General features: G+C 70.6%; 9 protein-coding genes. 5 read left to right on the top strand and 4 right to left on the bottom strand.

Annotated elements, in window-relative coordinates:
- Positions 1 to 88: 88 nt before the first annotated feature.
- The 5 genes from SB771_RS20430 to arsH all read left to right on the top strand — a co-directional run bounded on the left by SB771_RS20430 (position 89) and on the right by arsH (position 3,204).
- A complete protein-coding gene (locus SB771_RS20430) occupies positions 89 to 340 on the top strand; it encodes a hypothetical protein (RefSeq protein WP_175661221.1) in 252 nt (83 codons plus the stop codon).
- 131 nt (positions 341 to 471) lie between these two features.
- Positions 472 to 807, top strand: coding sequence for an ArsR/SmtB family transcription factor (locus tag SB771_RS20425; RefSeq protein WP_175661222.1), 336 nt, complete (start codon positions 472 to 474; stop codon positions 805 to 807).
- Between the two features lie 22 nt (positions 808 to 829).
- Positions 830 to 1,324, top strand: a complete 495-nt coding sequence (locus SB771_RS20420; protein WP_175661223.1) for an arsenate reductase ArsC — start codon at positions 830 to 832, stop codon at positions 1,322 to 1,324.
- A gap of 66 nt (positions 1,325 to 1,390) precedes the next feature.
- Entirely contained in the window at positions 1,391 to 2,461 is a 1,071-nt protein-coding gene (gene arsB / locus SB771_RS20415) for an ACR3 family arsenite efflux transporter (RefSeq protein WP_175661224.1), read from the top strand.
- A 20-nt stretch (positions 2,462 to 2,481) separates the two neighbouring features.
- Positions 2,482 to 3,204, top strand: a complete 723-nt coding sequence (arsH, locus tag SB771_RS20410; RefSeq protein ID WP_105832405.1) for an arsenical resistance protein ArsH — start codon at positions 2,482 to 2,484, stop codon at positions 3,202 to 3,204.
- A 91-nt stretch (positions 3,205 to 3,295) separates the two neighbouring features.
- Here the strand turns inward: arsH and treY are convergent, their stop codons facing one another.
- Genes treY through glgX form a run of 4 tightly spaced genes read right to left on the bottom strand, consistent with a single transcriptional unit; the run spans position 3,296 to position 12,287 of the window.
- Positions 3,296 to 6,070, bottom strand: coding sequence for a malto-oligosyltrehalose synthase (gene treY / locus SB771_RS20405; RefSeq protein WP_175705045.1), 2,775 nt, complete (start codon positions 6,068 to 6,070; stop codon positions 3,296 to 3,298).
- On the bottom strand, positions 6,067 to 8,295 hold the full coding sequence (gene malQ / locus SB771_RS20400) for a 4-alpha-glucanotransferase (protein WP_175661226.1): 2,229 nt from the start codon (positions 8,293 to 8,295) through the stop codon (positions 6,067 to 6,069). The genes treY and malQ overlap by 4 nt, the downstream gene beginning before the upstream one ends.
- Positions 8,292 to 10,163: a malto-oligosyltrehalose trehalohydrolase gene (gene treZ, locus SB771_RS20395; protein ID WP_175661227.1), complete on the bottom strand. Its 1,872-nt coding sequence runs from the start codon at positions 10,161 to 10,163 to the stop codon at positions 8,292 to 8,294. Before treZ ends, malQ begins: the two co-directional genes overlap by 4 nt.
- A gap of 9 nt (positions 10,164 to 10,172) precedes the next feature.
- On the bottom strand, positions 10,173 to 12,287 hold the full coding sequence (gene glgX, locus SB771_RS20390) for a glycogen debranching protein GlgX (protein WP_175661228.1): 2,115 nt from the start codon (positions 12,285 to 12,287) through the stop codon (positions 10,173 to 10,175).
- Positions 12,288 to 12,321 lie beyond the last annotated feature (34 nt).

Raw genomic sequence — 12,321 nt, 5'->3', positions numbered from 1 at the left:
GCCCGACGCGCGGCACCGAAATTGCGGCGCTCGGGCGATGGTTTCTTCTTTTCTTCTTTTCTTCTTTCGATGACTCAGGAGGGCAAACATGAATGCGGATTCGAATGGACGACAGACCAACGATGCGGCTTCGACCGGCGAGCGCCGCGGCGGCGAGCAGCGGACCGTGGCACCGACCCGCACGCGGGCGCGGGTGCGCGCGGCGACGTCGCGCGAGTCCACTCGGCGCAGTGAGCGTAGAAGCGACAACGGGCCGGCGACGACGGGCGGGAATGACGCGACAGGCAAGCCGCTTTGGGAGGACGACAGCGGCGAGATGCCGCCGGAAGAATGGTCGTGATGATGTAACGGGGGCCGGGGGGGGGGGGGCCGGGGCGGTGCCGGTGGCTCAACCGCCCGGTTCTGGCACGGCCCAGGCATTTTTGCGATGCGGAAGTTCCATCGTTTCCACATTTCGAGTATTATCGAAACATGGAAACGAACCAGACCGTCGCCGCGCTCTCCGCCCTCGCGCACGAATCCCGCCTCGCCGTCTTCCGCGCGCTCGTGCAGGCCGGCCCGTCGGGCCTGGCGGCCGGACAAATCGCGACGCTGCTCGACGTGCCGCCGTCGTCGCTGTCGTTTCATCTGAAGGAACTGGCCCACGCGCAGCTCGTCACGAGCCGCCAGGAAGGCCGCTTCGTGTTCTATTGCGCGAACTTCGCGACGATGAACGGGCTCGTCGGCTACCTCACCGAGAACTGCTGCGGCGGCAATCCGTGCACGCCCGTCTCCGCTTGTTCGCCCGCCTGCTCCGACCCAACGTAAGCCACCTTCACGCGCCCCGCCGATGACAACCAACGTCCTGATCCTCTGTACTCACAACTCCGCGCGCAGCGTGCTCGCCGAGGGCATGCTCAATCACTGGGCCGCGAAGCTCGGCCGCGACGTGCGCGCGTACAGCGCCGGCAGTGCGCCGAGCGGCAGGCTCAATCCGTTCGCGGTGGATGCGCTGACGCGCGCGGGCGTCGACGTCAGCGGATACCGCAGCAAGAGCTGGGACGAATTCGTCGGCGACGACGCGCCGGAAATGCGCATCGTCATCACCGTATGCGACAGCGCGGCCGCGGAGACTTGCCCGTACTGGCCCGGCAGCCCGGTGAAAGTGCATTGGGGCTACGCCGATCCGTCGAACGCCGCGGGCGGCGATGCGGGCAAGCAGCTCGCGTTCGAACTGACGCGCGAGGCGCTCGGCTACCGGATGCTGCAACTGCTGGCGCTGCCGCTCGAACGCATGAGCAACGCCGAACTCCAGGCGGCATTGACCGCCATCGCGCAAAACTGAGCGGTCGCGCGGCGGCATGCACGAACCTGCATGCCGCGTGCCTTCCTCCATCCCGAGCCACGTCCGATGAACACGTCCCACGTCGTCCCGCCTCGCAACGCCGCCGTCAGGCCCGCGATCAACTTCTTCGAACGCTACCTGACGCTCTGGGTCGCGCTGTGCATCGTCGCCGGCATCGCGCTCGGCCAGCTGCTGCCCGGCCTGTTCCAGCGGATCGGCCGCATCGAGTATGCGCAGGTCAACCTGCCGGTCGGGCTGCTGATCTGGGTGATGATCGTGCCGATGCTCGTAAAGGTGGACTTCGGCGCGCTGCATGAAGTGCGCCGGCATGTGAAGGGAATCGGCATCACGCTCGCCGTGAACTGGCTCGTCAAGCCGTTCTCGATGGCGTTCCTCGGCTGGCTGTTCATCCGCCAGCTGTTCGCGCCGATGCTGCCGGCGGACCAGCTCGACAGCTACATCGCCGGCCTGATCCTGCTGGCCGCCGCGCCGTGCACGGCGATGGTGTTCGTGTGGAGCCGGCTCACGGGCGGCGATCCGCTGTTTACGTTGTCGCAGGTCGCGCTCAACGACAGCATCATGGTGATCGCGTTCGCGCCGCTGGTCGGGCTGCTGCTGGGGATGTCCGCGATTACCGTGCCGTGGGCGACGCTGCTCACGTCGGTGGTGCTCTATATCGTGATTCCGGTGATCCTCGCGCAGCTTTGGCGCAAGCGGCTGCTGAGAAACGGCCAGGCCGCGTTCGACGCCGCGATGGCGCGGATCGGCCCGTGGTCGATCGCCGCGCTGCTGGCCACCCTCGTGCTGCTGTTCGCGTTCCAGGGCGAAGCGATCCTCAAGCAGCCGCTGGTGATCGCGTTGCTCGCGGTGCCGATCCTGATCCAGGTGTTCTTCAATGCGGCGCTTGCGTACTGGCTCAACCGCGCGGTGGGCGAGAAGCACAACGTCGCGTGTCCGTCCGCGCTGATCGGCGCATCCAATTTCTTCGAGCTCGCCGTCGCGGCCGCGATCAGCCTGTTCGGTTTTCACTCCGGGGCGGCGCTCGCGACCGTCGTCGGCGTGTTGATCGAGGTGCCGGTCATGCTGCTGGTGGTGCGCATCGTGAACCGGTCGAAGGGCTGGTACGAGCGCGTGTGAGCCAATTCCGGAATTCATCCATGACCGACCGACTGACCGACCTGCCGCAACTCGATCCCGCTTTGTTCCAGGTGCCGGACGCGAGCCGCTTGCGGCCGGCGTCGCCGTCCACCCATCCGCCGCGTTTTCTGCTGCTGTACGGTTCGCTGCGCGAGCGTTCGTTCAGCCGCCTGCTGGTCGAGGAAGCCGAGCGCCTGCTCACCGCGATGGGCGCGGAGGTGCGCGTGTTCAATCCGAGCGGCCTGCCGCTGCCCGACGATGCGCCGGAGAGCCATCCGAAAGTCGTCGAACTTCGCGAACTGGTGATGTGGTCGGAAGGGATGGTGTGGTGCTCGCCGGAACGACACGGCGCGATGACGGGCATCATGAAGTCGCAGATCGACTGGATTCCGCTGTCGGTCGGCGCCGTGCGGCCCACGCAGGGCAAGACGCTTGCGGTGATGCAGGTGAGCGGCGGCTCGCAGTCGTTCAACGCGGTGAACCAGATGCGCGTGCTGGGGCGCTGGATGCGCATGCTGACGATCCCGAACCAGTCGTCGGTGGCCAAGGCGTTCATGGAATTCGACGAAGCGGGGCGGATGAAGCCGTCGGCCTATTACGATCGCGTCGTCGACGTGCTGGAGGAACTGGTGAAGTTCACGCTGCTGACGCGCGACATCGGTCCGTATCTGGTCGATCGGTACAGCGAGCGGAAGGAAAGCGCGGAGGAGTTGTCGAAGCGGGTGAATCAGCGGGCGATCTGACGCGCAAGGTGCCGTCAATCCAATCGGGAGTCGATGTCATGCTACTTCGCTCGGCAGCCGCCGTGTGAAGGCCGCCTTTGCACGAAACCGACTACAACTCGCGACGCTTCGTATCGTCCGCCACCAGCACCGCAACCGGCAACGCCGCCAGACAGCGAGCGAGCCGCATCGTGCCGTCCGGCGTCTCGACTTCGCTGCCGTCATTCAACCAGTCGATCCACCGCTCGCCAGCGCCGCGCGGCAGCACCACGGCCGTATCTCCCCATTCCCGAGGCTCGACGCGCGGCAATTCCGGCGCTTCGCCCAGCCATCCGCACGCGAGCCGCGTGACGATCACCACGATCGTTGCGCTTTCGTCGCGCCGGGCGAACGCCACCGCATGCCGGCCGAGCCGGCCGCGCACGCGCAGCGGCACATAGGCGCCATCCGCGAACGTCGCGGGCCAGCGTGCGCGCAGCGCGAGCATCCGCTCGACGAGCGCGCGCTTCACGCGCGCATCGGGCCAGTGCCGCAGATACGCGGCGACCGGTTCGTCGACCCGTTCGGCCGCGAGCGCGGCAAACGGCACGTCGCGCCGGTTGTCCGGATCGACGAGCGAGTGATCCCATGACTCGGTCCCCTGGTACAGATCGGGCACGCCCGGCGACGCCATTCGCAGCGCCGCCTGGGCGAGACTGTTGACGACGCCCGCCGGCGCGATCCGCGCGACGAACGCATGCAGCCGATGCACGAAATCGCCCATGCCGCGCGGCGTCAGGATCGCGCGCACGAACTGCTCGCAAGCGCGCTCGTAGTCGGCGTCCGGCGCGAGCCAGTCCGTGTGCTGTTTCCCTTCGCGCAAGGCCTTCGTCTGCCAGCGCACCACGCGCTCGGCCAGCGCGGCAAGTCCGGTCGCATCGTCGGGCACAAGCCCCGGTGGCCAGCAGCCGACGAGCGTCTGGTACAGCATCGCTTCCGCGGCCGGCCCCGGCGCCCACGCGAGATCGCGATGCGCGCCGCCGCGGTGCGGCTGGTTCAGCGCGGACCAGTCGAGCGACACCGCGCGCCACGCGTCGGGCATTTCGCTGAGCACCGCGAGCCGCATACGCGCATCCTCGCCGCGCTTGTGATCATGCGTCGCGGTCGCGACGAGCGTATGGGGAACGGTGCGCGCGCGACGCCGGTTGCGTGCATGGAACGCGCCGCGCGACAGGCTGAAGTCGCCCGCATCGGCGCCGACTTCGTTGCGCGACAGCAGTCGTCCGTACCGGTAGTTGGCCGTGTCCTCGACGCCCTTCGCGGCGAGCGGCGCGGTGAGCTGCGCGAACGCGACACGCGCCGCGTGCAGCAGCGCGGCATCCGCGCGCGGCGCGCGCATCCCAGGCAGCCCGAGCCAGCCGGCGACGCGATCGAGCGCGTAACGATCGGACGGATCGATCGCGGCGCACGACGCGTCGTACGCGAGCATCAGCACGCGACCATCGGCGCCGGTGGGCTCGTCGCCTGGCGTCGGGTACATCCGGTACACGGGCAGGTGCACAGCCAATTCGCCGAGCACGCGATGGATCGCAATCTGGCTGACGTCGCGCGTCGCGGGCGCCGCACGCGCGATGCGATGCAACGCTCGCGCGACGCGCGCGTGTTCGCCGGCGAGCTGGCGCTTCAGCACGCGCCGCTTGCCGGCCACCGCTTCCTGCGCGAACGAGCGCGCCGATCCCGACACGGCCGCCCAGTGTGCGGCGAGCGGCGCGGCGCCGGCCGGATCGTGCAGCAGCGCGGCGACGTCGTTCATGAAGTCGTAGCCGGTCGTGCCGTCGACGCGCCAGTCGTCGCGCAGCGTCTCGCCCGGCGCGAGGATCTTCTCGACGACGACATACGGCCGCGCGTCGCGCTGCGCGGCGAGCCGCGCATGCAGCCGCCGGCAGTACGCGCGCGGATCGGCGAGGCCGTCGACGTGATCGACGCGCAGGCCGTCGATGTAGCCGGCCGCATGGAGGCCCAACGGCAGCGCGTGCACCGCGTCGAACACCGCATCGTCCTCGACGCGCACGGCCGCGAGCGTCGCGATGTCGAAGAAGCGCCGCCAGTTCAGCTCGTCGGCGGCCGTGCGCCACCACGCGAGCCGGTAGTGCTGGCGTTCGAGCAATCGGTGCAGGCACGCGCGCGAGCGTGCGCGGCGCGGGTCGGCGCCGCGCAATATCGCGTCGAACGCATGCGGGCCCTGGGCGGCGGCGTAGTCGCGCAGCGCCGCGTGCGCGGCCGCGACACGCGGGCCGCCGCGCGCCGACGCGGTGGCGAAACGCTCGGCGAGCGCGTTCAGGTCCGCGCGGTTCGCGATGCGCAGGATCTCCGCGTAGGTCGCGATGGCGACCGGCAGCCGCCTGCCCGGGCACGCGATGAAGAAGCGCCCGGCCGATGGATCGGCGCCGAGCGTGATGTCGCCGGACGCGAGCGCGTCGCCGTAGGGCACGCCGAGGCAGGGCAGCAGCACCTTGCCGTCGAGCGCCGCATCGGGCGGGTGCCAGTCGATGTCGAAGTAGCGGGCGTACGGGCTCGCCCGCCCCCATTCGAGCACGTCGTTCCACCAGCCGTTCGATACGCCGCCGACGCCCATGTGGTTCGGCACGATGTCGACGATCACGCCGAGGCCGCGCGCACGCAGTGCGTCGACGAGGCGCCGGAAGCCGGCTTCGCCGCCGAGCTCCGTGCTGATCGCGCGATGGTCGACGGTATCGTAGCCGTGCAGCGAACCGGGCTCGGCCGTCGTGAGCGGCGACAGGTACAGGTGGCTCACGCCGAGGCGCGCGAAATAGTCGGCGTGTGCGGCCGCGTCGTCGAACGTGAAGCCCGCGTGCAACTGCAATCGCAAGGTCGCGCGCGGCGTCATGCGTCGTCCTCCGGCGCTCGGCGCGCGTGCTCGATCGCCGCGATGCGTGTGCGCACGTCGGCGTCGAACAGCGAGTCGACCGCGCGCGGCAGCCGGCGCAGCCAGTTCGGATGACCGCACGGCGGGCCGGGGAGATTCGGTTGCTCGTCGAGCGCGAGCAGATCCTCGAGCGGCACGATCGCGAGCGGCGACGGGCTGCGCGCGACGTACGCGAGGACCGCGGCGACGGGCGGCGTGTCGGCGGACGGAATCGGATCGCCGGCCGGTGCGCAGCCCGCGTGCTGCAACGCGCGCCACAACGCCGCGCGGTCGGTGGTGCGTTCGGCCTGGGCCGCGCGCAGGTCGAAAGAAGCGGGGGGCGGCGCGTCGCGGCCGTCATCCTGGGCGGGCGCATCGCTGCGCAGGACCGGATCGATCCGTGCGTCGTGGCCGGTGTCGCGTGCGGCCGCGGCGCGGCCGACGTCGTCACCGGCAGGGTGCGGCTTGGTCGGCGCCGCAGCGGCCTCGGCGGCAACCCGCCGCCATTCGAGATCGACACCCCGCCACCACCCGGCCACGGTCGGCAGGTCGTGCGTCGACGTCATCGCGATCGTGTCGCGATCCCACGCGGACGGCGGCCGAAACGCGCCGTCCGCGTCACGTTCGAACCACAGCACGCGCATCCCGGCGATGCCCTGCGCGCCGAGCCGCTCGCGAAAACCCGCCGGCACCGTGCCCAGATCCTCGCCGATCGCGACCGCCCGGTGCCGCGCGGCCTCCAGCGCGACGAGCCTCACCAGATCGTCGAGCGGATAACGCAGGTACGCGCCGTCGCGCGCCGATCCGCCTTCCGGCACGATCCACATCCGCGCGAAGCCGAGCACATGATCGATGCGAATCCCGCCGGCGTGGGCGAACGCCGCGCGCAACAGGTCGATGAACGGCGTGAAGCCGTTCGCGCGCAGCGCGGCGGGCGTCCACGTCGTCACGCCCCACGCCTGGCCGTCCGCATTGAACAGGTCGGGCGGTGCGCCGACCGACACGCCGCGCAACAGCGTCGTGCCGTGCGCCCACGCGTCGCTGCCCGCGCGATCGGATCCCACCGCCAGATCGGCGATCAGCCCGACCGCCATCCCGGCATCGCGCGCCGCCTGCTGCGCGTCGCCGAGCGCGCGCGACGCGCACCATTGCAGGAACGTGTGGAACGCGATCGCGTCGGCATGCGCGTGCGCGAATGCGTCGACCTCGGCGGTGGCCGGCATCCGCCACTGCGCGGGCCAATGCCGCCAGTCGGCGCCGATTCCGTGTTCGATGCAGAACGCCTGCAGCGCGTCGAAGCGCGCATGCGCGTCGAGTGCCGCACCGCCCGCCGCGCGAAACTGCTCGAACGCATCGCGCGAGGGCCCGCCGTTCGCACGCCACGCATCGAAGCACGCGCGCAGGCGGCGCAGTTTCAGCGGCAGCACCTGTGGCCAGTCGATCAGCGGCGTATCCGGTGCGGGTGCGACTTTCGCCGCCGCGCCGTTCGTGCGCCGCACGACATCGGCCCCCGGTACGGCATCGCAGTCGAGATACGCGACGTTGTGCCAGCGCCGCGACGACGGCGAATACGGGCTGTCGTGGTCGGGCAACGCCGGATAGCCGGCGTGCGTCGGGCTGATCGCGACCGCGTCGGCGCCGTGCCGCGCGGCCTGCGCGGCGAGGCGCGCGAGCGCGGTGTAGTCGCCGGAGCCGTCGTCGCCCGCGCGCCGCAGGCTGTAGAGCTGGGCCGAGATGCCCCAGCGGCGCGGCGCTTGCGGCAGCCCGGCGCCGGCAGCGAACGGCCGCGCGCGCGGCGCGATCGCGAGGCCGATGCGGTGCTCGCCGATGTCGAGCGTGTGATAGCCGGGCTGCGCGAGCGGCGGCAGCCGGCCGTATTCGCCCGCGCCGGCCACGCGCCCGTCGATGTGCTCGCCCGATTCCAGCGTGATCCGCCAGCGCGCGCCGCGCGGCGCGACGCTGCGCGGCAGCGTCAGCGGCACGCCCGCGTCGCCTGTGACGACCGGCGGCGCGGCGTCGTGCGCATCGAGCAGCGCGGCCGCGCTGTCGACCCGCTCGATCGGCGTGCCGCAGGGCCAGCCGAGCGCATCGACGAGCGCGACGAGCGAATCGTCGGTCACCCGCCGCGCGACGCCGCCCGCGTCGATCCAGTCGGGTTCGAGCCCGGCCGCGCGCGCGAGTTCGGCGATCGGTACGTCGGTCGTCATGGTCGCGTGTGCCCGTTCGCGCGGTGTTTCAGCGCATCGTGGTTGACCGCGCCGTCGCGCCACGCGATGCAGGTGCGAGGGGGCAGCCGCTGGTCGGCGAGCCGGTCGCGCGCGCGCGGCGGCGTCTCGAACACGATCTTGCCGACCGGCAGCGCGGGCAGCACCGCGTCGTGCGAGCCGGGATTGAACGCGATCGTCAGTGTGCTGCCGTCGCCGAGCCGCCAGCGCGCGACCAGCGCCTCCGCGTCGGGGCTAACGTGACCCGCCAGCAACTCGACGCCGAGCGCGCGCGCGCCGGGCAGGTGCGGCGTCACCAGCGCCGCGCGCACTGTCAGCGCGCTGCGGTAGAAGTGCCGCCATGCGTCGGCGTCGGGCCACGCATCGTCGTCCGCGTGGGCCGGCGACGAACGCACGAACGTGGCGACGTCGTTCGGATCGGGGATCGCATCGCGATGTGCGGGATCGGCGAACGCGGAAAACGCGGCGAACTCGCGGCGACGGCCTTCGCGTACCGCATCGGCGAGTTCGCCGCGATAGTCGGTGAAGAACTGGAACGGCTGCGTGCTGCCGTCTTCCTCGCCCATGAACAGCAGCGGAATCTGCGGCGCGAGCAGCATCAACGCGATCGCGGCGCGCACCGCGTCGTCGTTCGCGAGCGCGCGCAGCCGTTCGCCGAACGCGCGGTTGCCGATCTGGTCGTGGTTCTGCAGGAACGTGACGAACGCGGTCGGCGGCAGGTGCGCGCTCGGCTCGCCGCGCGGCGCACCGCCATGCAGCGGCGACGGCTCGCCCTGATACGCGAAGCCTTCGCCGAGCGTGCGCGCGAGACGGCGCAGCGGCGCGTCGGCGTACGCGCGGTAGTAGCCTTCGTGCTCGCCGGTCAGCAGCACGTGCGCGCTGTTGTGGAAGTCGTCGTTCCACTGCGCATCGAAGCCGTTGGGCCCGAGCAGGCTCGCGGTATTGCGTTCGTTCTCGAGCACCAGATGCACGTGGCGCGCATCGCCGAAATGCGTGCGCACGCGCCGTGCCAGCTCGCGCAGCCACGCATCGTCGTCGATCGCATGCGCGGCATCGATGCGCAGGCCGTCGAAACGGAATTCGTCGAGCCAGTACAGCGCGTTGTCGATGAAGAACGCGCTCGTCTGCGCGCGCGAGAAATCGATCGCCGGGCCCCACGCGGTCTGCCGGTCGGCCCGGAAAAATTCAGGCGCATAGCGCGGCAGCAGGTTGCCGTCGGGGCCGAAGTGGTTGTACACGACGTCGAGAAACACCTGCAGTCCGAGCCCGTGCGCGGCATCGACGAGCGCCTTCAGCTCCTCGGGCCGGCCGTATGACGCAGCGGGCGCGAACGGCAGCACGCCGTCGTAGCCCCAGTTGCGCGCACCGGGGAACGCGTTGACGGGCATCAGCTCGAGCGCGGTCACGCCGAGCGCGGCGATGTCGGCCAGGCGCCGCTCGACGTTCGCATAGCCGCCGCAGGCACCGACGTGCAGCTCGTACAGCACCGTCTCGTGCCACGGCCGGCCGCGCCACGCGTCGTTGCGCCAGCGGTACGCGGTCGGATCGACGACCTGGCTCGGCCCGTGCACGTCGGACGGCTGGAAGCGCGACGCGGGATCAGGCACCGCGAGGCCATCATCGAGCAGAAAGCGATACAGCGTGCCGGCGCCGCAGCGCGCGACGACCTCGAACCAGCCGTCGCCGGCGGCCTGCATCGCGATGCGCTCGTCGCCGTGCAGTTCGACCGCGGCCGTGCGGCTCGCGGGCGCCCACAGCCGGAAGCGGGTGTGCTGCGCGTCGACGCAGGTCGCGCCGAACGACGACGCGAACGCGTGCGTGCCGGATGGGGGGGCGGTACGTGACGACATGGCGGTTCCTCACGAGGGCAGGTCGGGTGGCACGGCCGCGACCGCGATCACGGCCGTGTGCGCTGCGACGTCGAGGCCGGCCTCCGGCCACGAGCGCGGGCCGGAGTCGGGCGTCGCGGTGTCGAGCAGCACGCGGTAGTCGAGCACCGGCGCGGGCGGCTTGAACTTGATGGTGCCGGCCGACGCGTTCAGCATCACGAGCAACGCCTCGGTGCGCCCGGTGCGGCCGGTGCCGACGCGCCGCATCGTCAGCGCGCGGCGCTCGCCGTCTTCCCACGCGGGCACGCTCAGCTCGAGGCCGTGTTCGTCGAACCAGCCGATCTCGCGCATGCCCGGCGCGCCGTCGCGGTCGCCGGACGGATAGCGCGGTGCCGACATCACCGGGTACATGCGCCGCAGCGCCGCGAGCCGCGACACGAAACGGATCATCTGGACGCCTTCTTCGCTGTGCGCGAGGTCCCAGTCGAGCCACGATATTTCGTTATCCTGGCAATACGCGTTGTTGTTGCCGTGCTGCGTGCGGCCGAATTCGTCGCCGGCAACGAGCATTGGCGTGCCGAGCGCGGTAAACAGCGTCGCGAGCATCGAGCGCGCGACACGCGCGCGCAGGTCGAGGATCGACGCATCGTCGGTGGCGCCTTCGACGCCCCAGTTCGCGCTGCAGTTGTCGTCGCGGCCGTCGCGGTCGTCCTCGCCGTTGGCCTCGTTGTGCTTGTGCGCATACGACACCAGATCGGCGAGCGTGAAGCCGTCGTGCGCGGTGACGAAATTGACCGACGCCCAGGTTCGGCGCCTTTGATGGTTGAACAGGTCGGCCGAGCCCGCGAGGCGCGCGGCGAGTTCCGGACGCTGGCCTGCGTCGCCGCGCCAGAAGCGCCGCACGGTGTCGCGAAAGCGGTCGTTCCATTCGGCGAAGCCGGGCGGATGACGGCCGAGCTGATAGCCGCCGAGGCCGAGATCCCACGGTTCGGTGATCAGCTTGCGCTGCGCGAGCACCGGGTCCTGCCGCAACGCGTCGAAAAACCCCGCGCCCGGCTCGAAGCCGTGATCCTCACGGCCGAGCGTCACGCCGAGATCGAACCGAAAGCCGTCGATGTTGAACGCGGTGGCCCAGTAGCGCAGCGAATCCATCACCATCTGCACGACGCGCGGATGCGACAGGTTCAGCGTGTTGCCGCAGCCGGTCTCGTCGACGTGGTAACGCCGGTCGTCCTGCCGCAGCCGGTAGTAGCTCGCGTTGTCGAGGCCACGCCACGACAGCGTCGGGCCGAGCTCGTTGCCTTCACACGTGTGGTTGTAGACGACGTCGAGCACGACCTCGATGCCGGCCGCATGCAGTTGCCGGATCGCGATGCGCATTTCGTCGAGCCGCCGCGTCGTCAGGTACGACGGCTCCGGCGCGAAGAACGCGGCCGTGTCGTAGCCCCAGTAGTTGCGCAGCCCGCGGTTCACCAGCGCACGCTGTTGCAGGAACGCGTGCACGGGCAGCAGCTCGATCGTCGTCACGCCGATCGACAGCAGATGATCGATGAACGCCGGATGCGACAGCGACGCGAACGTGCCGCGCTCCGGCACGCGCAGCCCGGCGCGACGCATCGACGCGCCGCGCACGTGCGTCTCGTAGATCACGGTGCTGCGCCACGGCACGTCCGGGCGCCGGTCGTTGCGCCAGTCGAACGCCTCGTCGACGACCACGGCCTTCGGCATTGCGGGCGCCGAGTCGCGGCGGTCCATCGACAGGTCCGCGCGATTCGAATGCACGCGATAGCCGAACAGCGCGTCGGACCAGCGGAACTGGCCGACCAGCTTGCGCGCGTACGGGTCGAGCAGCAGCTTGGTCGGGTTGAAGCGATGGCCGTGCTGCGGCTGGTACGGGCCATCCGCACGAAAGCCGTATACGGTGCCCGGATGCGCGTTCGGCAGGTAGCCGTGCCACACCTCGTCGGTGCATTCGGGCAGGTCGAGGCGCGCGAGTTCCTTGCGGCCGGTCGGGTCGAACACGCACAGCTGTATACGGTGCGCGTGCGCGGAAAATACCGCGAAGTTGGTGCCAAGGCCGTCCCACGTGGCGCCGAGCGGATAGCAGCGGCCGGGTTCGAGACGGGAAGGCAGGGCGGTCGGCATGGGGGGATTGTCTCCGTGTCGAGGGCGCCGGGCG

It is taken from the genome of Burkholderia sp. SIMBA_051 (assembly GCF_046534915.1).
Classification (GTDB): domain Bacteria; phylum Pseudomonadota; class Gammaproteobacteria; order Burkholderiales; family Burkholderiaceae; genus Burkholderia; species Burkholderia ambifaria.
Note: the sequence above shows the minus strand (reverse complement) of the source record. Positions and strands in the feature narration are given on the sequence as shown.